22 protein-coding genes are annotated in these 25,159 nt (G+C 50.0%); 16 read left to right on the forward strand and 6 right to left on the reverse strand.

The genetic code is table 11. The annotated features are described in order from the left end of the window. Nucleotides 1–64 precede the first annotated feature (64 nt). The 3 genes from DQM29_RS08065 (at nucleotide 65) to DQM29_RS08075 (ending at nucleotide 5,586) form a co-directional block, all read left to right on the forward strand. Nucleotides 65–2,002, forward strand: coding sequence for a BglG family transcription antiterminator (locus DQM29_RS08065; protein ID WP_111740206.1), 1,938 nt, complete (start codon nucleotides 65–67; stop codon nucleotides 2,000–2,002). Nucleotides 2,003–2,955: 953 nt separating this feature from the next. Then, nucleotides 2,956–4,263, forward strand: coding sequence for a C4-dicarboxylate transporter DcuC (gene dcuC, locus DQM29_RS08070; protein ID WP_111740207.1), 1,308 nt, complete (start codon nucleotides 2,956–2,958; stop codon nucleotides 4,261–4,263). 51 nt (nucleotides 4,264–4,314) lie between these two features. After that, a complete protein-coding gene (locus tag DQM29_RS08075) occupies nucleotides 4,315–5,586 on the forward strand; it encodes an amidohydrolase (protein WP_111740208.1) in 1,272 nt (423 codons plus the stop codon). 98 nt (nucleotides 5,587–5,684) lie between these two features. Here DQM29_RS08075 and DQM29_RS08080 read toward each other — a convergent pair whose 3' ends face one another. Beyond that, complete coding sequence (locus DQM29_RS08080; RefSeq protein WP_111740209.1) at nucleotides 5,685–6,446, reverse strand: YciK family oxidoreductase; 762 nt, start codon at nucleotides 6,444–6,446, stop codon at nucleotides 5,685–5,687. 160 nt (nucleotides 6,447–6,606) lie between these two features. Between DQM29_RS08080 and sohB the strand changes: the two genes are divergently transcribed. Together sohB and DQM29_RS08090 are read left to right on the forward strand one after the other, a co-directional pair. Continuing rightward, nucleotides 6,607–7,653: a protease SohB gene (gene sohB, locus DQM29_RS08085; protein WP_111740210.1), complete on the forward strand. Its 1,047-nt coding sequence runs from the start codon at nucleotides 6,607–6,609 to the stop codon at nucleotides 7,651–7,653. Between the two features lie 285 nt (nucleotides 7,654–7,938). Beyond that, nucleotides 7,939–8,157, forward strand: coding sequence for a hypothetical protein (locus tag DQM29_RS08090; RefSeq protein ID WP_111740211.1), 219 nt, complete (start codon nucleotides 7,939–7,941; stop codon nucleotides 8,155–8,157). Nucleotides 8,158–8,229: 72 nt separating this feature from the next. Here DQM29_RS08090 and DQM29_RS08095 read toward each other — a convergent pair whose 3' ends face one another. Next, on the reverse strand, nucleotides 8,230–8,478 hold the full coding sequence (locus tag DQM29_RS08095) for a YciN family protein (RefSeq protein WP_111740212.1): 249 nt from the start codon (nucleotides 8,476–8,478) through the stop codon (nucleotides 8,230–8,232). A 404-nt stretch (nucleotides 8,479–8,882) separates the two neighbouring features. On the opposite strand from DQM29_RS08095, the gene topA reads away from it, so the two are divergent. Together topA and cysB are read left to right on the forward strand one after the other, a co-directional pair. Then, a complete protein-coding gene (topA, locus tag DQM29_RS08100; protein WP_111740213.1) occupies nucleotides 8,883–11,471 on the forward strand; it encodes a type I DNA topoisomerase in 2,589 nt (862 codons plus the stop codon). 219 nt (nucleotides 11,472–11,690) lie between these two features. Continuing rightward, nucleotides 11,691–12,665, forward strand: a complete 975-nt coding sequence (cysB, locus tag DQM29_RS08105) for an HTH-type transcriptional regulator CysB (protein ID WP_111740214.1) — start codon at nucleotides 11,691–11,693, stop codon at nucleotides 12,663–12,665. 106 nt (nucleotides 12,666–12,771) lie between these two features. Here cysB and ribA read toward each other — a convergent pair whose 3' ends face one another. Continuing rightward, nucleotides 12,772–13,362 (reverse strand): GTP cyclohydrolase II, encoded by a 591-nt coding sequence (ribA, locus tag DQM29_RS08110; RefSeq protein WP_111740215.1) that lies wholly within the window; start codon nucleotides 13,360–13,362, stop codon nucleotides 12,772–12,774. A 207-nt stretch (nucleotides 13,363–13,569) separates the two neighbouring features. On the opposite strand from ribA, the gene pgpB reads away from it, so the two are divergent. The 9 genes from pgpB (at nucleotide 13,570) to htpX (ending at nucleotide 21,531) form a co-directional block, all read left to right on the forward strand. After that, nucleotides 13,570–14,301 (forward strand): phosphatidylglycerophosphatase B, encoded by a 732-nt coding sequence (gene pgpB, locus DQM29_RS08115; RefSeq protein WP_170126510.1) that lies wholly within the window; start codon nucleotides 13,570–13,572, stop codon nucleotides 14,299–14,301. Between the two features lie 193 nt (nucleotides 14,302–14,494). Next, nucleotides 14,495–14,803, forward strand: coding sequence for a LapA family protein (locus DQM29_RS08120; protein WP_111740217.1), 309 nt, complete (start codon nucleotides 14,495–14,497; stop codon nucleotides 14,801–14,803). 6 nt (nucleotides 14,804–14,809) lie between these two features. Then, nucleotides 14,810–15,979 (forward strand): lipopolysaccharide assembly protein LapB, encoded by a 1,170-nt coding sequence (gene lapB, locus DQM29_RS08125; protein ID WP_111740218.1) that lies wholly within the window; start codon nucleotides 14,810–14,812, stop codon nucleotides 15,977–15,979. Between the two features lie 74 nt (nucleotides 15,980–16,053). Next, on the forward strand, nucleotides 16,054–16,761 hold the full coding sequence (gene pyrF, locus DQM29_RS08130; RefSeq protein ID WP_111740219.1) for an orotidine-5'-phosphate decarboxylase: 708 nt from the start codon (nucleotides 16,054–16,056) through the stop codon (nucleotides 16,759–16,761). After that, nucleotides 16,758–17,078 carry a stress response translation initiation inhibitor YciH gene (gene yciH, locus DQM29_RS08135; protein WP_111740220.1) on the forward strand — a complete coding sequence of 107 codons (321 nt, stop codon included), beginning with the start codon at nucleotides 16,758–16,760 and terminating at the stop codon, nucleotides 17,076–17,078. Before pyrF ends, yciH begins: the two co-directional genes overlap by 4 nt. Before the next feature lie 47 nt (nucleotides 17,079–17,125). Then, on the forward strand, nucleotides 17,126–17,596 hold the full coding sequence (locus DQM29_RS08140) for a GAF domain-containing protein (RefSeq protein ID WP_111740221.1): 471 nt from the start codon (nucleotides 17,126–17,128) through the stop codon (nucleotides 17,594–17,596). Nucleotides 17,597–17,717: 121 nt separating this feature from the next. After that, a complete protein-coding gene (proQ, locus tag DQM29_RS08145; RefSeq protein ID WP_111740222.1) occupies nucleotides 17,718–18,383 on the forward strand; it encodes an RNA chaperone ProQ in 666 nt (221 codons plus the stop codon). A gap of 19 nt (nucleotides 18,384–18,402) precedes the next feature. After that, a complete protein-coding gene (gene prc, locus DQM29_RS08150) occupies nucleotides 18,403–20,442 on the forward strand; it encodes a carboxy terminal-processing peptidase (RefSeq protein ID WP_111740223.1) in 2,040 nt (679 codons plus the stop codon). Nucleotides 20,443–20,646: 204 nt separating this feature from the next. Then, a complete protein-coding gene (gene htpX / locus DQM29_RS08155) occupies nucleotides 20,647–21,531 on the forward strand; it encodes a protease HtpX (RefSeq protein WP_111740224.1) in 885 nt (294 codons plus the stop codon). Nucleotides 21,532–21,746: 215 nt separating this feature from the next. Here htpX and DQM29_RS08160 read toward each other — a convergent pair whose 3' ends face one another. The 3 genes from DQM29_RS08160 to DQM29_RS08170 form a co-directional block, all read right to left on the reverse strand. Continuing rightward, nucleotides 21,747–22,517 carry a transporter gene (locus DQM29_RS08160; protein ID WP_232054879.1) on the reverse strand — a complete coding sequence of 257 codons (771 nt, stop codon included), beginning with the start codon at nucleotides 22,515–22,517 and terminating at the stop codon, nucleotides 21,747–21,749. Nucleotides 22,518–22,588: 71 nt separating this feature from the next. After that, nucleotides 22,589–24,412, reverse strand: a complete 1,824-nt coding sequence (locus DQM29_RS08165; protein ID WP_111740225.1) for an aryl-sulfate sulfotransferase — start codon at nucleotides 24,410–24,412, stop codon at nucleotides 22,589–22,591. 260 nt (nucleotides 24,413–24,672) lie between these two features. Further along, nucleotides 24,673–25,116, reverse strand: a complete 444-nt coding sequence (locus DQM29_RS08170) for a hypothetical protein (RefSeq protein WP_111740226.1) — start codon at nucleotides 25,114–25,116, stop codon at nucleotides 24,673–24,675. Nucleotides 25,117–25,159: the final 43 nt, after the last annotated feature.

Below are 25,159 nucleotides of genomic sequence, written 5' to 3' on the forward strand. Positions count from 1 at the left end.
AGGAAAGGCTTTTGTCACGTTCAGCGCATTATTTTTGTTCTCTCTGCGGGTTAAAAGGTGGTTTGTGGCGCTATTTCCTTATCAACGCCTTGCCTATTTATTTGATGCAATCCAGTCCGAAACGCTGCCTCAGGACGAACTGGCAAAGCGATTCAACGTTTCAACGCGAACGATACGCACTGACGTGTCGGCGCTGAACGACGTGCTGTCCGGATATGGAGCAACAATCGTTTACGATCGCGGCTTCGGCTATCGCCTGTCCGTGATAGACGCTCAGCGCTACAGCACACTGCCAACGCAAAATCATCAGGTAAAAACGATCCCTCGTTCCTCAAAAGAGCGAGTCGACGCGCTGCTGCTCAAGTTTTTATTAGCGCCGCTGCCGATGAAGCTGGACGATATTGCCGAAGAATGGTTTGTCAGCCGAGGAACGCTGCAGCACGATATGTCCACCGTTAGAGAGCTGCTGGAAAAGTATCAGATTGTATTGGATACCATACCGCGTCAGGGCATTAAGCTTGCCGGGGCGGAACAGGCGATTCGCGCCTGTATTACCGACATTCTGTGGCAGCAGTTTTCCAGTGAAAATGACCGCTCGCTAAACAGCTTCAAGCAGGACATTCTCACTAACATTGACCTCAGCTACATCGAGAAGGTTTTAGAAAACAGCGTAAGCCGCTTTGACATTCGCCTGACAAATGAAGGGCGGCAGTACCTGATTTTCAACTGTGCAGTGTCTATTCTGCGCATTACCCGCGGTCATGAAATGATTCATTACGCCACTGAAGGCATTGATGACGTTATCAAAAGCGCAGCATCGGAGATTGCCAAGGGATTTGACTACTTTCTCGGTGGACAGCTTTCAGGCGCTGAAGAGGCCTATCTTAGTGTCCAAATTTCTGCACAGCGTATCCCCAGCGGAGTTACTGAAAGCGTGCAGGATAGCGAGGTTAACAGCGATCGGCTGGTAGACTATATCCTCAGCTATATTAACGATTCCTATAACTACGACCTGCGCCGCGATGAAAAGCTAAGGTCGGATTTGTCTTCCCACTTGGCGGCGATGCTGACGCGCGTTCGCTATCAGCTCAATACGAAAAACCCGCTGCTGTCCGATATCAAGCAATACTATCCGTTTGCCTACGACGTTACGCTTAGCGCGATGGCGAACGTAGAGCCTCAGCTTCCCTACGCGATTAGTGAAGACGAGATGGGATATCTGGCGGTGCATATCGGGGTTGGTCTAGAGCGCAACTATAGCGCAGGATATACCCGCCACCCGCACGCACTGCTGGTGACGGATGCTGGAAATTCAACAATCCGCATGATAGAAGCCAAGATTGTGCGCGAATTTCCCCAGATGAAAGTGCAGCGCGTTGTTTCTCTGAGAGAGTATGAAGAGCTTGACAGCGTCGCTGAAGATTTTGTCGTTACCACGGTCAGGCTGACGGAAAAGAATAAGCCGATCGTTAAGATTGCGCCTTTCCCCACGCCGTATCAGATCGAACAAATAGGGCGGTTGGCGATGGTAGACCGCACCAAGCCCTATATTTTAGAGCGCTTTTTCGACGAGCGGCACTTTATGATCGTCAAAGGTAAAATGACTCAGGAAGCGCTGTTTAAGCAGGTGTGTAAAAAGCTGGAGGCGGACGGCTGCGTCACTAAGGACTTTTATCCGTCGCTGATCGAGAGAGAGTCTATTGTTTCCACCCTGTTGGGCGAGGGGATCGCGCTCCCTCACTCTTTAGGCCTGTTGGCGAATAAAACCGTCGTGGTAACCATTCTTGCTCCTAACGGCATCGAATGGGGCAGTGAAAAGAAAGAGGTCGCTAATGTTATTTTCCTGCTCGCTATCAGCAAGGCTGAGTATGAAGAAGCGATGGCTATCTATGACCTGTTTGTGACTTTTGTTCGTGAAAAGGCCACTAAGCGACTGCTGAACAGCAAAAGCTTTAATGACTTTCAGGCAATTGCGAAAGACAGTCTGGGCAGAAGCGCATAGCGTCATACTGTCATCGGTATCAGGCGGCTTTTGCCGCCTGATACCGATGACAAACCATACTAAATTAGCTTCAGCGGATATTCCGGCCGAAAATACGACCTACTTATATCGCTATTGTGCTTGGCCGGAAGAGAGCTTGTATTAGCTTTAGGAGTGCGTCGGGCATAGCCTTCCTACGGGCCGTTATGAAGCCCTTTCAGGGCCAGCGCAAGCGCTGTTCAAACCGGCAAAGCCGGTTTGTCGTTGGCTTACGCCAAGTCGACCCCAACGGACAACGCCTTTAGGCGTTGAGCAACACGGAGTGTTGACCCGCAGGGCGAGCTAAGCGAGTAACACTCTCCCTCCGTTTGACTCTGTAGACTTTATTCAAGGCCTTTGTCATCAATCTCAGGAGGCTTTTGCCGCCTTTTTTGTCGGTTAAACGTTCTGCCAAAACTGTGAGTTATTCTTGATATTTTCAGCGCAGTTACCGGAAAAATAGCGCTATATCGGCATTTTACTGCGCTATAAAAGATATATTTGCTATGACACTAATAGAGACGCGAAATATTAATTCATGTACTTAAAACATATTGTTGTTATCTTGTTATCATTTTGCAACTCAATGAAATAACCGAAAAATATTTGTTTATTTAAATGACATAATGTTATTTATTATTCGTCAACACGCCTATTTAAAATAAATTGATTTATTTTTTGCCTTTGTGATGCATTTAACTGTTTCGGCACTAAGGCCGGCCTTTTTTGACATCCATCAACGATATCGAAGTATCAATTGCTATAGTGGAGCCGTAAACAGCAATTACTTTGAGTCTATTGCTCAATTGTCAGTCAATTGGTGGCTTAAATTAGCATTGGGAGCCCTGACTTTTTATTATATGATTCGATTTGTGATATAGGTGTGGACGCGGCAAAGTCATTGCCGTTTTGATGAGTGAAATAGTGAGAATAACATGATTATACAAATCATAGCGTTGGTAATTGTTGCAATTACCATATATCTGTTGATAAAGCAGTATGAAACACGGATGGTGCTGATAGGCTCCGGTCTGATTATGGGGCTGGTGGCGCTTAATCCGATGGCTGGTCTCGATGCATTTGCTAAGAGCATGACATCTGCAAGCCTAATACAGGCTATCTGTGCGAGCATGGGTTTTGCCTATGTGATGAAATTTACCAAGTGTGATATGCACCTGGTTAAAGCTCTTACCGGTATGATGACCCGTCTGGGCTTTTTCCTGATCCCAGCTACTGTTGTAGTGACCTACTTTATCAATATCGCCATTCCTTCCGCTGCTGGCTGTGCTGCTGCGGTGGGGGCAACGATGATCCCTCTGCTTATCGGTGCTCGCATCCATCCCGCTATTGCTGGCGCGGCAGTGTTAAGTGGAACCATCGGCTCTTTCTTGAGCCCAGGTATGTCTCACAACGCCTTCGTTTCCAACCTGTATAACGAAATCATGGTCGGAACTGACGGCTTCACTAAAATGGAAGTTATCGACCTTATTAAGCATCATGCGCCGTATAGTATTGCCATCGGCGTTATTGGCGCAGTTTCTCTTTCTATTGTTGCGCTGGTTCGCAAAGAGTTCCGTATTCAACCCGTTGAAGGTGAAACGAACGCGGCCTCTGCTGATGGAAAAGAAGAGGGTGGCGCTAACTATCTTTATGCCACCGCTCCATTCATTCCTTTGATTCTGCTGCTGATTGCCGGCACGACAACATGGTTTGGCAGCGTGAAGATGACTGTTCCTGCTGCGATGGTTATTGGTGCTATCTACGCGCTGGTCATTACCCGCTGCAGCCCGACCAACATGACCAAGCAGTTCTTCAGCGGTATGGGGAATGCTTACGGTGACGTTCTGGGTATCATTATTGCGGCAGGCGTGTTCGCCGCGGGTCTGAATGCATCTGGTCTGATTGACAGCTTCATTTATTTCCTGACGCATAACCCTGAACTGGCTCGCTGGGGCGGTACGATTGGCCCATTCCTGATGGGGATTATCACCGGTTCTGGCGATGCGGCAGCATTGGCCTTTAACGAAACGGTAACTCGTCACGCAGCAGCATTTGGCTACACCATTCCCGATCTGGGCATGGCGGCTGCAATGGGCGGTGCGCTGGGACGTACTATGTCTCCTATCGCCGGTGTGACCATTGTTTGTGCTGGTTTGGCAGCGGCTAACCCGGTTGAGCTTATCAAGCGCACAGCGCCAGGTATGATCGTCGGCGTTATCTTTGTCGCTCTGGTTATGCTGTAAAAGAGTTTCGGTATATTCCGTAAGTTAAGTAATAAAATAAGGAAACAAGTCATGTCGACAGTTGATTTAAACCAGTTAGTAGCGTGGCGGAGAGAGCTTCACCGCTTTCCTGAAATCGGTTGGTCTGAGTTCACCACCACTGCTCGTTTAATTAAAGAGCTTCGCGCAATGGGGCTGGAAGTGTTCGCTGGCCCGAAAGTCATCAATCGCGAGTTTGTGCGCGGCCGTAAGGCTGACGTCGTAGAGAAAGGACTGGCGCTGGCGAAAGAGCGCGGCGTAGACGAATCACTGCTGGCTGAAATGGAAGAGCTGACAGGCTGTATGGCTGTGTTCGACAGCGGCAAGCCGGGCCCAACAGTTGCTCTGCGTTTTGACATTGACTGTGTAAACGTGCAGGAATGCGCGACAGCTGAACATATTCCGAATAAAGACGATTTTGCCTCTAAGAGCGCGGGCCTGATGCACGCATGTGGCCATGACGGTCACATGTCCATCGGTCTGGGTATCGCCAAGTGGCTGGTAGAAAACGGCAGCGGCCTGTCAGGCAAAGTTAAGCTGCTGTTCCAACCGGCAGAAGAGGGTGTTCGCGGCGCGAGCGCTATGGCAGCTAGCGGTATTGTTGACGATGCTGACTATTTCCTCGGTATGCACTTGGGCTTTATCGCCAAGACCGGTGAGATCGTGGTAAATCCTAACAACTTCCTGTGCACCACCAAGTTTGACTTCCGCTTCTACGGCGCACCGGCTCACGCTGGCGCAGAACCACACTTGGGCCGTAACGCTCTGGCGGGTGCCTGTCATGCAGCGACGCAAATGCTGGGCATTTCCCGTCACGGTAAGGGCATGTCACGTATCAACGTCGGCGTTATCAAGGCGGGCGAAGGTCGTAACGTTGTTCCAGCCTACGGCGAGCTTCAGGTTGAAGTCCGTGGTGAAGATGAATCCATCAACACCTTTATGTCTGAGCAGGTACAGCGCATGGCTGAAGGCGCGGCTCACAGCTTTGAGCTGCGTCTGGAAAGCGAAGTGATGGGCGAAGCTGTCGATCTGGTTAACGACAAAGAGCTGGTTGATCTGCTGACCGGTGTTGTTAAACAGCACGCTGAACTGACTGTCGTACCTGAGCGTTCATTTGGCGGTAGTGAAGATGCGACAATTCTGGCCAAGCGCGTACAGCGCAACGGCGGTAAGTCCATTTACTTCATCGTCGGTGCCGATCTGACAGCTGGTCACCACCAGGCTGGCTTTGACTTTGACGAGAAGCAGCTGAAGACCGCTGCGGATCTGTTCATTGGCTGCCTGCAAAAGCTGATGGTCAAATAACGCTTCCTTAAGGATTTCCATTAAGGGTAATGTAAAACCGCCTCAGCAATGAGGCGGTTTTCTCATTCTTAAACGACCGTTTTATGTAATCACAAACGCTACTTTGACGGCCCGGGTACTCTTCCCGGCTGTGCGTCGAGACTGGTGCCGTTTTCGTGCAGACTGTCGTCACCCATCAGATATAAGTAGGTGGGCATAATGTCAGCAGGCGTTTTTAACAGATTTGGATCTTCCTCGGGAAACGCGTGGGCTCGCATTGCTGTGCGTGTGCCTCCCGGATTGATACAGTTAACCCGCAGGGAAGTCTCCTGATATTCGTCAGCCAGTACCTGCATAAGTCCTTCGGTAGCAAATTTAGACACCGAATAGGCACCCCATCCGCGTCGGCCTTTACGACCTACGCTGGACGAAGTAAAGATTAACGATGCGCGGGGTGACTTCAGCAGCAGAGGAAGTAGAACCTGTGTCAGCATAAATCCCGCATTCACGTTAACCTGCATAACCTGCTGCCACGTTTCTGCATCCTGCTCGATAACGGGAGCGATCTCTCCAAGCAGTCCTGCACTGTGAAGCAGACCGTCCAGGCGATCAACTTCTTTCATCAGCTCTTCCTGCAGCATGGCGTAGTGCTTAGGCTGTGCGGTTAATAGATCGTAAGGAAACACAGTGGCGGGCTTCCCACCTTCGGCAGCAATAGTTTGCTGAACCTGCTTGAGCTTGCTTTCGCTACGGCCAAGTAGAATAAGCTTAGCGCCGTGTCTGGCATAGGTGAGGGCGGCCTCTTTGCCAATACCGTCGCTGGCGCCGGTAACCATGACAATCTTCCCATTGAGCAAATCGCGCGATGCCTGGTAGTGCATACTCTCTCCTTACGGTATATTTATCCGGTGTATGGGGACTGCTTAATCATAGCTGAAATAGCGAGTGATATCAGTTAGTCACGGTAAAGGTTCTCTGCTTTGTGAACCGGCAGAGCCCATATCGTTATCCGATTTTTGTTAACTCGATAGGAAAAATGCCGTGGAGTGGATATCTCAATATGGTTTGTTTTTGGCGAAAATCGCGACGTTTGTCGTCATTATTGCCGCAGCTGCGCTATTTATTTTTAGTATGGCCCAGCGTAAGGGAGAACGCAGAGGGGAGCTTATTCTGACGGATTTAGGCGAGCAGTATCGCCTGATGAAAGAGGATATGCAGATTTCTCGCCTGCCAGAGGCAGAGCAAAAGCAGTGGAACAAAGAGCAGAAGAAAAAGGACAAAGCCGAGGCTAAACGCGCCAAGCTGGCAGCGAAAAGCGGTGAGCAAAGCGCTAAAAAGCCCTGTCTGTACGTGCTTGAGTTTAAAGGCAGCATGGATGCACATGAGGTTGAAGCGCTGCGTGAAGAGATTACGGCAGTGTTGGCTGCCGCAGGGCCGGAAGATGAAGTATTGCTCAAGCTGGAAAGCCCTGGTGGTGTGGTTCACGGCTACGGGCTAGCCGCATCCCAGTTGGATAGGCTGCGTAAAGCGGGTATTCGTCTGACCGTTGCGGTGGATAAAGTCGCCGCCAGTGGAGGCTATATGATGGCCTGTGTCGCCGACCGTATTGTCGCGGCGCCGTTTGCTATTATTGGATCAATTGGCGTTGTAGCACAGATCCCAAACTTCCACCGCCTGTTGAAAAAGAACGCTATCGACGTAGAGCTGCATACTGCAGGGGAATTTAAGCGGACGCTAACGCTGCTGGGTGAAAATACAGAGGCTGGCCGCGAGAAGTTTCGTGAAGAGCTAAATGAAACCCACCAGTTGTTTAAGGATTTTGTCCGCGAGCAGCGCCCCTCTTTGGATATTGACGCGGTAGCGACCGGTGAGCACTGGTTTGGCGTTCAGGCAAAAGAGAAAGGTCTGATTGATGAAATCGGCACCAGTGACGACCTGCTTATTGCTCAGTTGAGTCAGCGCGATGCAATTGGCGTACGCTACGCCCAGCGTAAGCGTATGATCGATCGCCTGACGGGCAGCGTCGCGGAGAGCAGCGATCGCCTTCTGCTGCGCTGGTGGCAGCGCGGTCAAAAGCCGATGCTCTGATAGGATATCTGTCTCTAGGCGCTCTGCAGCGTGCCCTTATTGGCTGTAGAGCGCACTTATCTAAATCTAAGCTGCTTTAAGTTTTTACATAAGATTCTTTGTGTGTTCTCCTCTTATTGGTAAGTATTTTCCTTTTAGGTATTTCTAAATTAACTACACTTAAATTAATAAAAAATAAATAACATAAATTCACCTTAATATCAGAAAAATCAAAATGCTATATTCCCGAGTTGAAATAATCGTTTCATCATTATTTCTTATTCATTAATCATTGAGGGAATATCTATGCGCGAATTAAATAAGAGTGAAATTAACGACGTTAGCGGCGGCTTCCTGACCGGTGCTCTTGATGGCGCTAGCGCTGGGATGGCGTTAGGGCAGCAAGTTGTTGCCGATAAAGAATGGAATAGCGTTATTTCTTACGCGTTTTCAGCAGCTGGTGCCGTGATTGGCGGTATTTTTGGCAGCGAAGCAACAGCTAAGTTTTTCAAGCTTTTTTACTAACGACAGCGTTGCTAAAGAAAATTAAATCAAGAGCAGAGAATAACGTTCTCTGCTCTCATTCTCTTTGCTAACTCACACCAGATGGTATTTTTCAGAAAGTACGTGAGCTAAATGTTTAAACATATTAAATACAGCGGTTGTTTTTGCCGTTGGCAAACCGTCTTGGTCCATAAAGAACTCCCCACGAAACACTAAAACGTTTCCTTTCTGCTCTACGTCCGTCGCCTCCATACCGTGAATAAAATCTTCATGGCTGCGAATAATGCGGTTTGCCTCTTCTAATAGTGCTTCGCGAGAGATAGGGGTAGTTTCGTTTTTCATGATTGACTCCAACTGCGTTAACCTATTTAAAATCGTTCGCGCATTTTAGCGCCCGTAAGGCGAGGGAGCAATGCATTGAGGCCTGATGTAAACGGCTTTTTGCCTGATAGTTGAGTGTATTTTACATGGATAAAAAACGGCGAATCGCGCTAATTTTGTTGCGTAGCGCTTTTTATCAGGTACAGTTATGGGCTTTTGGGACACAGGGTCAGCGTGGCAATAAGGTATGCTGTGCGCCTGTAGCGAGCTGTTTTGTTATAGACTGAATGCTATAAATAGAGGTAACAGAACAGGGCGAAGAAGCGGCACTTATAGCGTCCTCACTTACGTCACGTTTTGTACTGTCCTGCAGAATTCGCTATGTTGTATCTTATTTAAGAAGGGCCAATTAGGTAAACAACGTTATGGGTAAATCGCTCGTTATTGTGGAATCCCCGGCTAAGGCCAAAACGATTAATAAATACTTAGGCAACGACTACGTGGTGAAATCCAGCGTTGGTCACATCCGGGATTTGCCTACGAGCGGTTCAGGAACGAAGAGTAGCCCTGCTGCAAAAGGTGCTGCCAAGGTTAAGAAAGATGCCCAACAGGCGCTGGTTAACCGTATGGGTGTCGATCCGTACCACGACTGGGCCGCTAACTATGAAATTCTCCCTGGTAAGGAGAAAGTGGTCGCCGAGCTTAAGGCGCTGGCAGAAAAGGCCGACACTATCTATCTCGCAACCGACCTTGACCGCGAAGGAGAAGCCATTGCCTGGCACCTGCGGGAAGTGATCGGCGGCAGCGACGACCGCTATCGTCGCGTTGTATTTAACGAAATTACCAAGAATGCTATTCAAGAGGCGTTTAAAGAGCCGGGCGAGCTGAATATCGATCGCGTTAACGCTCAGCAGGCGCGTCGCTTTATGGACCGTGTCGTTGGCTACATGGTCTCTCCACTGCTGTGGAAAAAAATAGCCAGAGGGCTTTCAGCCGGCCGCGTGCAGTCTGTTGCTGTTCGCCTCGTGGTTGAGCGCGAGCGGGAAATCAAAGCCTTTGTGCCAGAAGAGTACTGGGAGCTGCACGCCGATCTCGATCACGGCAGCGATGCGCCGCTGCAAATGCAGGTGACGCACCATAAAGACAGCGCCTTTAAGCCCGTTAACCAGCAAGAGACGCAGGCCGCGCTGGCGCTGCTGGAAAAGGCCAGTTACGACGTTTTAGAGCGTGAAGACAAGCCAACCACCAGTAAGCCTTCCGCGCCTTTCATTACCTCTACGCTGCAACAGGCTGCCAGCACACGGCTCGGCTTTGGCGTTAAGAAAACCATGATGATGGCGCAGCGGCTGTATGAAGCTGGCCATATTACCTATATGCGTACCGACTCAACTAACCTGAGTCAGGATGCGTTGAAGATGGTAAGAGGCTACATTGGCGAGAGTTTTGGTGATAAATACCTTCCCGCACAGCCGAATGTTTACAGCAGCAAAGAAAACTCTCAGGAAGCGCACGAAGCGATTCGTCCTTCTGATGTCAACGTGCTTGCTGAATCCCTGAAGGATATGGAATCAGACGCACAGCGCCTGTATCAGCTGATTTGGCGTCAGTTCGTTTCATGCCAGATGACTCCGGCGAAATACGACTCCACGACGCTGACAGTAAAAGCAGGCGATTTTCTGCTTAAGGCGAAAGGGCGCACGCTGCGCTTTGACGGTTGGACGCGTGTGCTGCCTGCACTGCGTAAGAATGATGAAGACAAAACGCTGCCGGTTATCGAGGTTGGTACCAAGCTGAACCTGCTGCAACTGCTGCCTAGCCAGCACTTTACCAAGCCGCCTGCGCGCTTTAGCGAAGCCTCACTGGTTAAAGAGCTGGAAAAGCGAGGGATTGGCCGACCTTCAACCTATGCCTCTATCATCTCCACGATTCAGGATCGTGGCTATGTGCATACGGAAAATCGCCGTTTTTATGCCGAAAAAATGGGCGAAATCGTTACCGACCGTCTGGAAGAAAACTTCCGCGATCTGATGGACTACGACTTCACCGCGAGAATGGAAGACAATCTGGACAGCGTGGCGACCAATAAGGCCAACTGGAAGGGCGTGCTTAACAGCTTTTTCTCTGAATTCAGTCAGCAGCTTGAAACGGCAGAGCGGGAGCCGGAAGAAGGCGGGATGCGGCCTAATCAGGTTGTATTGACCTCTATCGACTGTCCGACCTGTGGGCGTAAAATGGGCATCCGAACCGCCAGTACCGGCGTTTTCCTTGGCTGTTCCGGCTATGCGCTGTCGCCTAAAGAGCGCTGCAAACAGACAATCAATCTTATCCCTGAGTCCGAAGTGCTTAATGTGCTGGAAGGGGATGATGCGGAAACCAACGCGCTGCGCGCCCGTCGCCGCTGTCAGAAGTGCGGTACCGCGATGGACAGCTACCTTATCGATCCAAGCCGTAAGCTGCACGTTTGTGGTAATAACCCAGCCTGTGACGGTTATGAGATCGAAGAGGGCGAGTTCCGCATTAAGGGATATGATGGCCCGGTTATCGAGTGCGATAAGTGCGGCTCTGAAATGCACCTGAAAATGGGGCGTTTTGGTAAGTACATGGGCTGTACGAATCCAGACTGTAAAAATACGCGTAAGATTTTGCGCAATGGCGATATCGCGCCACCGAAGGAAGATCCGGTTCCGCTACCAGAGCTGCCCTGTGAAAAATCCGACGCTTACTTTGTGCTGCGCGACGGTGCTGCTGGGGTTTTCCTCGCCGCCAATACTTTCCCTAAATCAAGGGAAACGCGAGCACCGATGGTAGCCGAGCTACAGCGATTTAAGGATCGCCTGCCGGAGAAACTGCGCTATCTGGCTGACGCGCCAGCGGCTGACCCTGAAGGCAACCCGTCTATGGTGCGCTTTAGCCGTAAAACTAAGCAGCAGTACATCTCATCAGAGAAGGCTGGCAAGGCAACCGGATGGTCACTGTTTTATACTGACGGGCAGTGGCGCGAAGCGAAAAAGTAATCCCGTGTGGGAAAAATGATGACTTACCATGCAACGCTCTGTATGTTGATTTAACAGCAGGGCGTTTTTATTCCTTTGAACAAACGAAAAAAAGTGACGCAGGAAGTCCGGGCAGATGCGCGTTTTTAACGCAAAAGCGCAGTCAATGCCTAACGTGAATGGACCGTAGGGATACATGACTATCCTATCCATGACAGCTATTAAGTAATGGTGTTACGTATGAAACTGCAGCAGCTTCGCTATATCGTTGAAGTGGTTAACCATAACCTGAATGTCTCTTCTACAGCAGAGCGCCTTTATACTTCCCAGCCGGGGATCAGTAAGCAGGTCAGAATGCTGGAAGATGAGTTAGGCATTCAGATTTTTACCCGCAGCGGTAAGCACCTGACAGAGGTGACACCGGCAGGGCAGGAAGTCGTGCGCATAGCGCGTGAAGTCCTGTCTAAAGTTGACGCGATCAAGTCGGTTGCCGGTGAGCATACTTATCCCGATCGCGGCTCGCTGTACGTGGCGACAACGCATACACAGGCGCGCTATGCGCTGCCTAAGGCCATTAAGGCTTTTATCGATCGCTATCCTAAAGTGTCTTTGCATATGCATCAGGGATCGCCAACGCAAATCGCTGAGGCCGTATCAAAAGGCAACGCTGACTTTGCTATTGCGACCGAAGCACTTCATCTCTACGAAGACTTGATCATGCTTCCTTGCTATCACTGGAACCGAGCTATCGTGGTGAAAGACGATCACCCGCTGGCGTCAAAAGGGCACGTTTCCATTGAAGAATTGGCATCGTATCCACTGGTGACCTATACCTTTGGCTTTACCGGCCGTTCTGAGCTGGATATCGCCTTTAACCGTGCTGGCCTCACGCCGAAGATCGTCTTTACCGCAACCGATGCAGACGTGATTAAAACCTACGTTCGACTGGGCTTAGGAGTGGGCGTTCTGGCGAATATGGCGGTTGATGCGCTTGAGGATCCGGATCTGGTGGCGCTTGATGCCAGCCACATCTTTGCACCCAGCACGACAAAAATCGGCTTTCGCCGCACGACCTTTCTGCGCAGCTACATGTACAGCTTTATTGAAGGATTCGCACCCCATTTGACTCGAGACGTTGTGGACAAGGCTGTTTCGCTAAGATCGCCGGAAGAGATTGAGGCGCTGTTTAGAGACGTTGAGCTGCCGGTGAAGTAGTCAGTTAGATCTGGACAAATCAAGGGATAGACAAAGAGAATAAGAAACAGAGTAGGGAAGATTGATCGCCAGACGCAGAGCGCGTCTGGCGCTATAGAAAGCGTATTTACTTGGACAACAGGTGACCCATTTTCGCCGCTTTAGTATCAAGATACTTTTCGTTTTTCGGATTACGTCCTACCAGAAGCGGAACGCGTTCAACGATGTTGATACCCGCCTGTGTCAGAATTTCTACTTTTTTCGGATTGTTGGTCAACAGCCTGACAGAGTCTACGTCCAGCAGCTTGAACATATCCGCACACAGCGTAAAGTCGCGCTCGTCTGCCGCAAAGCCCAGCTGGTGGTTGGCTTCCACAGTATCAGCGCCGAGATCTTGAAGCGCATAGGCGCGGATTTTATTCAATAGTCCAATATTGCGGCCTTCTTGGCGGTGATACAGCAAAATACCTCGCCCCTCTTCCGCAATATGCTGCATGGCGGCTTCCAGTTGAAACCCACAGTCACAGCGCAGGCTAAACAGGGCATCCCCCGTTAGGCATTCAGAGTGAATGCGCGCCAGCACGGGCTTATTGTCGCTGATATCACCAAACACCAGCGCTACGTGGTCATGCCCGGTGGCAAGCTCTTCAAACCCGACCATCAGAAAGTCTCCCCAAGGGGTCGGTAGTTTGGCTTCAGCCACTTTTTTTAACTGCATGATGTTCTCCAATGACGAATAACTTTGTTTTGTCTGCCTACATTGAGGCTAAGTTAACGTGTTGCAACGACATTAAGCGCATTAGTATAAACGAACCAGTGAGAATTGTTACTAATTAGTTAATAAAGAATGTGCAATAGTTTTATCGTTTCAGGCGCTTTTGTGGAATTATAGTCAGCCGTTATGAGTACAGGAAGAGTTTGTTGTATGCTGAGCTGCTTAACTGCTCGTCTCGCTGCTGGCGTTTTACTGTTGTTGATTGTCCCGTTGGCTGTCTTGGTCACAGGATGGCAGTGGAGCCCGGGAGGAGCCGAAGCGTTCCTTTTGCCCATGTTTTGGCTGACAGAAACGGCAAGTTCTCCATGGGGAGCAATAACCAGTGTTATTCTGGCTATCTGGTTTATCGGTAGGCTTTCTCTATCCTGGCGTCGAGCTATAGCGATGACAGCTCTGCTGGCGGTAACTATCGTTGGCGGGCAGGCGATAAAATCAGCCGTTAAAGAAACTGTGCAGGAACCCAGACCTTATGTGCTCTGGATGGCAAATCAATACCCGATTGACGCTCGCGAGTTCTATGCCCAAAGCAGAAAAGATCGCGTGAAAGTGATTAAACAGCATCTGAGTGAAGAGCCAGAAGTGCCTCGGTGGCTGTCGAAGCACTGGCAGCGGGAAACCGGATATGCGTTTCCCTCTGGGCACACGCTGTTTACCGCGACCTGGGCTTTACTGGGCGTTGGTCTACTGCTGCCACGCCGGCGCTACCTGAGCGTCGCCGTGTTAACCGCTTGGGCTATTGCTGTGGAGGGAAGTCGCCTGATGTTGGGTATGCACTGGCCGCTAGACTTGATAACGTCTATCTTGCTGGGTGGCATTCTGGCCTTTGGCGCCTGCTGGCTGGCTGAGAAAAAAATTCTCTTATCAACTCAGGCTCACGAGTGAACTATTGCTGAGAATGGCGCTAGGCGCGTGCATAAATAAGGGATACGGCCTAGTATTTTAGAGCGATTTCAGTGAAAATCGATGTTTGAACAGGGCTTATTTTTAGACCGAAGCGACAAAACGCTAAGTTAAAGGACAGGCTCAAGCATTCTTGGTATAATTCATCCGTTTATCTCTATGTTTGGATAGCAATGTGAAATATTTACTGATTGGATTAATTGCCGTCGTTATTTTGGTTATCTCTGTAACCTTAGGCGCCCATAATGAGCAGGTCGTAACGTTCAACTTCCTGATTGCGAAGGGCGACTATGCGTTGTCTACGCTATTGGCTGTGCTGTTTGGCAGTGGCTTTGTCTTGGGGTGGCTGGTAACGGGGATTTTCTACCTGCGTTTACGCCTGCGCCTTGGGCGCTCAATGCGTCAAATCAAACGACTCCAAAATGAGGACGCCGCGTCTACCGCGATAGTTCCCGTTGCGCCGCAGACGTCCGATAAGGAATAGCGCTGTATGCTTGAACTGCTGTTTTTGTTACTGCCCGTGGCCGCCGCCTATGGTTGGTATATGGGGCGACGGGGCATACAGCAGGAGCGCCAACAGGAAGCGAATAAGCTGTCCCGTGGTTACGTGGACGGCGTAAACTTTTTACTTTCCAATCAGCAAGACAAAGCCGTCGATCTGTTCGTCGATATGCTAAAAGAGGACAGTGGCGCCTTTGAAGCTCACCTTACACTGGGTAACCTGTTTCGCTCTCGCGGCGAGGTTGACCGGGCAATTCGAATTCACCAATCTCTAATTGAAAGCGCCTCTCTGTCATTTGAACAGCGGCTTCTGGCTACTCAGCAGCTTGGCTGGGACTATATGGCCGCCGGGCTGTATGACCGGGCGGAGCATATGTTCGCTCAACTGGTCGATGAAGAAGATTTCCGCCTACCGGCCTTAAAGCAGCTGTTGGCCATCTATCAAACAACCAGTGACTGGCAGCAGGCCATCGACATGGCAGAGAAGCTGGTTAAGGCCGGCAAAGACGCTTACCGTATTGAAATTGCCCATTTTTACTGCGAACTGGCTTTACAGGCCATGGGCTCGGACGATTTGGATAAAGCGATGGGGCTGTTGAAAAAGGCCGCTGCCGCAGATAAAAACTGCGCCCGAGTGTCGATTATGTCCGGACGTATCTGGATTGCCCGTGGAGATGATGCCAAAGCGATTGCTGAACTGGAAAGAGTCATCGAACAGGATAAAGATTTTGTCAGTGAAACGCTGCCGATGCTGCACGAGTGCTATCAGCGCCTTGATAAGCCAGAGCTTTGGACGTCTTACCTGAAGCGCTGTGTGGCAGAAAAAACCGGCTCGGCCGCAGAGCTGATGCTGGCGGACATGCTAGAGCTTCGTGAAGGGCGGGATGCTGCACAGGCCTATATTAACCACCAGCTTCAGGCTCACCCCACGATGCGCGGCTTTTATCGCCTAATGAACTATCAACTGGCGGAAGCCGAAGAAGGGCGAGCTAAAGAAAGCCTGATGGTGCTGCAAGATATGGTTGCCGAACAGATCCGTACTCGCCCGCGCTACAGCTGTGAAAAATGTGGATTAACGGCTAACTCCCTTTATTGGCACTGCCCGTCGTGCAAAGCCTGGTCGACGGTTAAGCCGATACGCGGTTTGGACGGTCAGTAGATGCGCGATTTATTTATTCATTTTATGTGTACATAGTACAAATTGATTCAATAGAAGAAGAACAGGAAAACAGCATGTCGATATCGACTTCCCCCGTTATTGTGGCGCTGGACTTTGACAATCAGCGCGATGCGCTGGCGCTGGCTGATAAGATTGATCCTGCCGATTGTCGCGTGAAAATCGGTAAAGAGATGTTTTCTCTCTGCGGTCCAGAGCTGGTTCGCGCGCTTCAGCTGCGTGGGTTTGACGTTTTCCTGGATTTAAAATTTCATGATATTCCCAATACCGTGGCTAAAAGCGTTGCGGCAGCGGCTGAGCTGGGGGTATGGATGGTTGACGTTCACGCCAGCGGCGGGGCGAGAATGCTGGAAGCCGCGAAAACTGCGCTGCTGCCGTACGGTAGCGACGCTCCGGCGCTGATTGCTGTCACCGTATTAACCAGTATGGAAGAGAGTGAGTTAAGAGATATCGGCATTCAGGGGACGTTACAGGATCACGCTGAGCGATTGGCGCGTCTGGCTAAGAACAACGGCCTTGATGGGGTAGTATGCTCCGCCCACGAGGCGACGCATCTGCGCTCACTGTTTGGTGCCGACTTTCAGCTAGTCACGCCGGGCATTCGCCCTGTGGGCAGCGCCCTTGGCGATCAGCGCCGAGTAATGACGCCACCACAGGCCATGGACGCGGGCGTGAGCTATATGGTGATTGGTCGGCCCATCACACAGGCGGCCGAGCCTGCTGCTGCACTGCGCGATATTTTATCCAGCCTGAGGCCTGCATGAGCGATAACCGCGTAGTTTACAGCACTGAGTCTGGGCGGATTAAGCCGCAGGAAGAGAAGGTTGAGCGTCCTAAAGGGGACGGTATCGTTCGCATTCAGCGCCAAACCAGCGGCCGTAAGGGAAAGGGCGTATGTATCATCAGCGGGCTGGATCTGGACGATGCAGAGTTGCAAAAGTTAACCGCCGAGCTGAAGAAAAAGTGCGGCTGTGGCGGCGCGCTGAAAATGGGGCAGATTGAAATTCAAGGCGATAAGCGCGATGAGCTCAAAGTCTTGCTAGAATGTAAAGGTTTCAAGGTAAAGCTGGCCGGTGGTTAAGCCGAGGTAGCTATCCTGTGAGATATTGAGCGGTATCTATTGATAAAATGAGTAAAAAAGCGTTTTATACCGAGTTGAACAACACGCTTGTTGCACTACTTGACGGCGAAACTGACATGATTGCCTCGTTGGCTAACGCCAGCGCTCTGCTGTTTGAGCGATTGGAGAACGTTAACTGGGCGGGTTTTTATTTGCTGAAAGGTAATGAACTGGTGTTAGGGCCTTTTCAGGGGAAAGTTGCCTGTACCCGAATTCCGATGGGAAAAGGCGTATGCGGAACGGCAGCTGTAGCGGCTCGCATTCAGCGTATCGATGACGTTCATCAGTTCGATGGTCATATTGCCTGCGACAGTGCAAGCAATTCAGAAATTGTGCTCCCTCTCTACTGCGGCGATCGGGTAGTGGGGGTATTAGACATAGACAGTACATTGTTTAGCCGTTTTGACAGTGAGGATGAGGCCGGGCTTAAGGCTATTGCTCTGCGTCTTTCCGAGCATATCTCAAGGGCTGAACAGTAAGTTTGTATTAAGTAGTTAAACTTGACGTGCGGAGAGCGTGGCTTTTACTCGCACTGCGATTATAATGGCGCCTGATCTGCGCCTGTATTTTCGGGCTAGTTTGTTGTCATCAGGAAATTTCATGGAAAACCAACCCAACAAGTTGAACAGTAGTAAAGAAGTAATTGCCTATCTGGCTGAGACGTTCCCACGTTGTTTTACTCTCGAAGGTGAAGCTCGGCCTCTTAAGATTGGCATCTTCCAGGACGTTATTACTCGTCTACCGGAAGAAACGCTGTTTAGTAAGACCCAGCTGCGTACTGCTTTACGCCTGTATACTTCAAGCTGGCGCTATCTGCATGGCCTGAAGGCTGACGCTCAGCGCGTCGATCTGGACGGTTCTGACTGCGGTGCGCTGGAGGCTCAACACGTAGAGCACGCCCGCAAGCAGTTGGAAGAAGCTAAGGCTCGCGTACAGGCTCAGCGCGCTGCACAGCGCAAAGAAAGAGAAGGCAAAGAAAAGTCCGAAGCGCCTGCTCGCCGCACTCGTCCTCCTGTGAAGAAAGCTGAGAATAGCGCGTCAGCCAAGCCTGCCGCTCGTCGTCCAGCAGCACCTGCTGCGACAGCGAAGCCGAAGACTGTTCCCGTTAGCGATATTACTTCGTTGAAAATTGGTCAGCCGGTACAGGTTCGCGCAGGTAAAAGCGCAATGGACGCCACCGTTCTTGAAATTGCCAAAGACGGTGTCCGTGTGCAGCTGGCTTCTGGCTTAGCTATGCTGGTTCGCGCCGAACATTTACAGTTCTGAGCTGGAGGTCAGCCAACGCATGAATAACTTAATCCGACTAACGGCCATTGCAAGCTTATTTCTCGCAGGATTAAGTTATGCGAAAGAGGCAACTCCCCGCATTGAGCAAATTCCGGACCTTCAGCAGGAGGTCCAGCATTCTGCCGTCAGCGAACGCGTCACCTCTCGCTTTACCCGCTCTCACTATCGCCAGTTTACGCTGGATGACGCCTTCTCAGAGAAAATCTTTAATCGCTATCTAAACATGCTGGATTTCAGCCACAACGTGCTGCTGGCGTCAGATATCGAAAAGTTTGCCGATAAGAAAAGCGCGCTGGACGATGAGCTAAAATCAGGGCAGTTAGACACGGCCTATGCGCTGTATAACTACGCGCAAAAGCGTCGCCTTGAGCGACTGAACTATGCGCTGTCTCTGCTGGATAAACCCATGACGTTTGATAACGATGACGTCATTGAAGTTGACCGCAGTAAATCATCGTGGCCAACCACAGATGCCGAGCTGGACAAGCTTTGGTATCAAAAAGTGAAATACGACGCGCTGAACCTGACGTTAGCGGGCAAGAAATGGCCAGAAATTAAAGACATTCTGACCAAGCGCTATCAGTCGGCGATCAAACGCCTGACGCAGGCTAAGAGTGAAGACGTTTTCCAAACCTTTATGAACGCCTTTGCTCGGGAAATCGATCCGCACACCAGCTATCTGTCTCCGCGCAATACTGAGCAGTTTAATACCGAAATGAGCCTGTCCCTTGAGGGAATTGGTGCGGTATTAATGATGGAAGACGACTATACCCAGATTAACTCCCTGGTGCCTGGCGGGCCGGCGGCCAAGAGCAAGGCTATTGCTGTAGGCGATAAGATTGTTGGCGTTGGTCAGCAGGACAAGCCGATTGTTGACGTTATCGGCTGGCGTTTAGACGATGTTGTTGCGCTGATTAAAGGGCCTAAAGGCAGCAAGGTTCGGCTGGAAATTCTACCGGCAGGAAAGGGCGCTAAGTCGAAAGTCGTCACTATTACTCGTGAACGAATTCGCTTGGAAGACCGCGCCGTTAAGATGACGCTGAAGACCGTCGGCAAGAAGAAAGTGGGCGTGCTCGATATTCCCGGCTTTTATGTCGGCCTGACGGACGATGTGAAGACTCAGCTGCAAAAGCTGACGAGTCAAAACGTTGACAGCATTATTATCGATCTGCGCGGCAACGGCGGCGGAGCGCTGACGGAAGCGGTTTCTCTGTCTGGTCTGTTTATTCCCAGCGGGCCAGTCGTTCAGGTGCGGGATAACAACGGTAAGATCCGCGAAGACAGCGATACCGACAGCATCGTTTACTACAAAGGACCGCTGGTTGTGCTTGTCGATCGCTTTAGCGCATCTGCGTCTGAAATCTTTGCAGCCGCCATGCAGGACTATGGCCGAGCGCTGATTGTCGGTGAACCTACCTTTGGTAAAGGAACTGTCCAGCAGCACCGTGCTCTGAACCGTATTTACGATCAGATGCTGCGCCCTGACTGGCCGGATTTAGGCTCAGTTCAGTACACGATCCAAAAGTTCTACCGCATCAACGGTGGAAGCACACAGCGTAAGGGCGTGACTCCTGATGTCGTTATGCCAACAGGTGTCGATCCGGCTGAAACCGGCGAGAGCTTTGAAGATAACGCTTTACCGTGGGATAGCGTAGCCAAGGCCAACTATACGCCTCTGGGCAACGAAGCTCGCTATGTACCGACGCTTATTGGTGAACACGATGCACGCATCGCCAAGAACGCTGAATTCCAGTATATCGCGCAGGACATTGCTCGCTATAAGGCGAATAAAGACAAGCGCAGCACCATTTCTCTTAACCTCGCCAAGCGGGAAAAAGAGAGTGCAGAGGATGACGCGACTCGCCTGAACCGTATCAATGAACGACTGGTTCGTGAAGGCAAAAAGAAGCTGAAGTCGCTGGAAGATTTGCCGAAAGACTACAAAGAGCCCGATCCCTATCTGGATGAAACTGTCCAAATAGCATTGGATCTTGCCGCGCTAGAGAAGGCGGATGCGGCTACGGCGGCAAAAAAATAGCAGTAAAATCATAAAAAAGGCGCCAAGGGCGCCTTTTTTGTGCCCGCGGTTCGCGGTATGAAGACCGTATAAATGTAGACTATTGTAAAGTTATGACCGAATTGTTAATCAATATGCGTTATTGCTTGAAATTTGCCTGATAGCCCATAAGATCTAGGAGTAAGAAACATTTTTTTACTTCTTTTTTGAGGAAGCGATAATTTTATGATGCGTATAGCGCTCTTTTTATTAACTAACCTAGCGGTTATGTTTATTTTCGGCATTATCCTGAGCCTGACGGGCATTCAGGGCCGCAGCGTGCAGGGGCTGATGATTATGGCTGGCCTGTTTGGCTTCGGCGGCGCACTGATTTCGTTGATGATGTCAAAGTGGATGGCGCTCCGTTCTGTCGGTGGGCAGTTAATAGAACAGCCGGCTAACGAAGTTGAGCGCTGGCTGGTTGAGACGGTTAGACGTCAGTCTGAGCAGTCTGGTATCGCCATGCCGCAGGTTGCTATTTATCACGCACCCGATATTAACGCATTCGCGACCGGTGCAAGAAGAGACGCGTCTCTGGTTGCCGTAAGCTCAGGACTTCTGCAAAACATGAGCCGTGATGAAGCAGAAGCAGTACTGGCTCATGAAATCAGTCACATAGCTAATGGTGATATGGTCACAATGACCCTGATTCAGGGGGTAGTGAACACCTTCGTGATCTTTGCGTCTCGTCTGATTGCTCAACTGGCGTCGGGCTTTCTTAACCGCGATGGTGAAAGCTCTTCTTCAGGCAATACGATGGTTTACTTTGCCGTTTCTATGGTACTGGAACTGGTATTCGGTATTTTGGCCAGTATTATTACCATGTGGTTTTCCCGCTATCGCGAGTTTAAGGCTGATGCAGGCTCCGCTAATCTGGTTGGCCGTGAGAAAATGATTGCGGCACTTCAGCGCCTGAAAACCAGCTATGAGCCGCAGGAAGAGTCCAGCATGATGGCGTTTTGTATCAATGGTAAAGCAAAAACGTTCAGTGAACTGTTTATGTCTCACCCACCGTTGGATAAGCGAATTGAAGCCCTGCGTGCGGGCAGCTATCTGAAGCGTTCTGCATAATCGACCTTTGTGAAAAAGAGCTCATCATTAAGATGGGCTCTTTTTTTGAGCTTTTCTAATAGATTTTTTAAAGCATTACCAGAGTGTACCCAGCTTAAACTCCCAGCGGACGTCCTCCATTTTGGTCGGTTTTTCCGCGTTCTGTAAAAGAGGGAAGAAAGTACCAAAGCCTAACCAGACGTTAGTTGATGGAATAGAGTAGTTGATCGAAGGGCCTAAAACCCACTCTTTTGTTGACGAGTAGTTATCACGCTTCTGCCGTTAATCTTTTTATTACCGTTTTCTGACTTGCTGTAGGTGGTTTCCAGCCCTATATCAACGGGAAAGCTGTCAGGTAAATAGCGCAGTTGCCCACTGATTTGATACTCAGTTCCTCGTTTGACGTCGCTGTTACCTCGTTCAAAAGGCCCCTGCACAATAAAATCTAGGTCGCCTTTAAACTGTGGGGTAAATAGGCGCGTAGCGCTGATCCCCGCCTTTCCACCCCAGGCATTGCTGCCCGCCAGATGATTATCGCCACGCTGCCCAGTCGGCAATAGAAAGCCGCCTTTCAGCGTTAGCCAGAAAGGATCTCCTGCGCGCTGGCTCAATAAGGCATAAGAGAGTGTCAGTGGCATATCTCCCAGTCCATCAATGTATTCAGGATACATATCGTCCCGGCGATTATTGGTATAGGGAACAGACGTAACTAGCTCCAGACGATCTGTTAACCCATAGCGCATTTTTAATAGCCAGATTTGCGTGAAGGTATCCGAACTGCCGGTTCCTTCAACCTGATGGGTTTTATCTCTGAAGGAACTGTTGAGGGTAACGATTGCCTTTCCCTCAGCGAGAACCGACGCACCGGCAACATTGATATTTACCGGAGCACCGTGTCCGACATAAGCCTTTGTAGCGCTAGTACAGGGAAGAGAATAGGCCAATAACGCAATGGAAAGGCTAAGTGTCAGTTTCTTTTGCATAACGTTATACAGTGCGCCGATCAAAGCGCACTGTTCCTTGGAGTTAGATAAAGAATATTGACCACCGCGATAAAAGACGATGGTCAATAGAGGCGTTATTTGGTGAAGGCTTTGTGTAGGCTAAAGGGCATAGCCTGATAGCCTCGGGTTCCGTGCAGCTGGATTTCAACTGACGGTTCTTTTTCACCCCATTTGAATTCTTCAATGTAAGGATTTGGCAGGCTAGTGAAGGCGCCGACAGACAGATCGAAAGTTCCGCCCGCAGTTGCAGAATAAACAAACACAGAGTTTTTATCCTGTTGGTACTCGGTGATAGAGGTGACAGGGCTGAACCACTCGTTTCCGCGTTCTTTACCGTATTCCCATACCTGTTGTACTGTTTTGTTTTTCTGGTCGATCTTATAAATAACGGAGCGGCTGTACTTCATGCTGGGCATGGCGGGCTGCTCCATGCCGCGACCGTCACCGTTGTCAAAGGCAGAGACATAAATGGTGTCACCTTTGCTCATGCTGTCGATTTTAAACGCGGTATGCTGTGTCCACGTCCAATCGAAGCCGCCTTCACAGACACTGTTTTCACACTTGATTTTCTGACCATTAGCATCAACGGGCGTCAGAACTTCAGCATCAAAAGGCGCTTTCCAACCAACCGGCGAGCTAAGGATCCACTTCACTTTTTTGTCACGACCAATTTTTATGATGGCGCTTTGGTGGCGGGAGCTGATAATGATGGAGTCGTCCTCACTGTCATAGTCCACGCTGTTGACGTGGGCCCAGTTGCGGCCTGGTCCACTGCCGACGATATCACCAAATTTATCTGAGGAGTCCAGTGCGGCTAAGTCTTCAGCGCTTAGCGTATGACCAGCCTGGCTAGCATCTATGTTCAAGCATACGGCGCCCTGATCGAGAGTTTTCATGACCACATCGCGATAGGGATCGAGAATATCGAACAGTCTCCATTCATCAACCACCACGCCGTTTTGATCGACCTCAGCAATAACGTCGCGCACGGTGCGAACGTTTTTACCATCGGCACGCTTGTGGTTGGAGCTGGCTACACGCAGAAAATAGTGCCCGTTAGCGGCGTTGTCCATCGAATGGGAGAAGTCATTATAGTTATCGGGCAGGCGGCGATTAAAAATTTCACGCCCCATAATGTCATACTTCACATAGCGCTGACCGTAGCCCCAGGTTAAGGCTCCATCATCGTTTTGCTTGAACCCCATCATAACGCCGGCTTTATAGATGGATTTCAAATCGTAAATTGGGTTGGCAAACATGTACCAGCGGATATCTCCAGAGGTATCAATAACTGCGTTGACGGGATAGAAGTTCCATTCCAACGCGCCGCCGACGGGGTTGTTCCACACAGTGCGAGTGCCGTTGCCAGATTTATCCTGAAGGTTGTTTAACAGGTAGAGGCGATCTTTAAATTCGGGAGCAACCTTTTTGACATCGACGGTAAAGAAGGAGGTCTGTTCTTCTTTCGTACCCGCCGATTCGGCATAGGCTGGGGGAGCGTATAGGGTATAGCTTTCTTTGATTTTTTCAGTTTTGGCGCCGTAAACGCGGGTGTACTCCACCTCGACGGTGTTTACATAGTCGGGGTAGAGGCCAAAAACTGGGATCCCGCCGTAGGTTAGCAGATATTTGTCATTTACCTGATAGGTGATTTCCTGACCGTTTTCTTTCGGCACAATTCGAACCGACGCTTCTTTCAAAACGTATCCGCCATTGCGAATAATGGCTGTCAGTGGGGCAATATCATAAGGGTTCATCACTACTTCACCGATGTGCCCTTGAACCTGATAGTCTATTCTTGCACCGCTCGCGCCACCAATAGCCAGAGCGGTAGACGGCAGGACAGAAAGAATGGCGGCTGACAGAGCGAGAGTGGGTAACGCATATTTAAGCTTCATAACATTCTCCAATAGGTTAAATGTAAATGTGTCTTATCTATTTTTCTGTTCAATCCCGAAGGAAGCGATGTTGTAGGCTGCAGTTAGACTAATAATTATTTAAATAGTAACGATTAGTTACAATTTGAAGTGAATATAGTCCCTTTTTAAATCAAAGAGAATCGTCAGTTTTCGGATAATGATTTTTCGAAAATTGGAATATCGGCGTGGAAAAGAGGAGGGCTTTGTCGTGTAAAAGAGACTGTTATATAGGGAAAAAATCAGTAAATGGCGTAAACATCACTGTCGCGAAACTCTAGCGTAATCAAGCTCGCCCGCTCAAGCTCAAGGCGATGAGCCCCCTTACTGCTATAGCGCGCAAACAGCAGAACTTTATCTGCAGGCTTACCGTAAAGAGGGATATTTTTATGTGTAACAGCTGTTCCTGGGCGTACGGTAAGAGGCCAGACGGTAAGCTCCTTGGGATTTTTAGCCAGCAGGCGATCTTTTTCTGTAAACCATTTTTCAGAAGAATAGCCTTCTAGTCGTGCAACCAGCGCATCCCCCTTAACGGCAACAATGTCGACAGATACAGGATGTCCGCCGTTGGCTTTATCGGTCACGCTGTATTCTATATGGCTGATTTGTACACCGGGCATTAGCGCGCAGCTAACCATAAGACAGAGGGGAAACATCAAAACAGCAAAGTATTTTATTCGTTTCATAGGGCGCTTACCTTGTTAGCATTCGACGGTGGGTGAGATGCAG

Source organism: Leminorella richardii, assembly GCF_900478135.1.
GTDB classification, from domain to species: domain Bacteria; phylum Pseudomonadota; class Gammaproteobacteria; order Enterobacterales; family Enterobacteriaceae; genus Leminorella; species Leminorella richardii.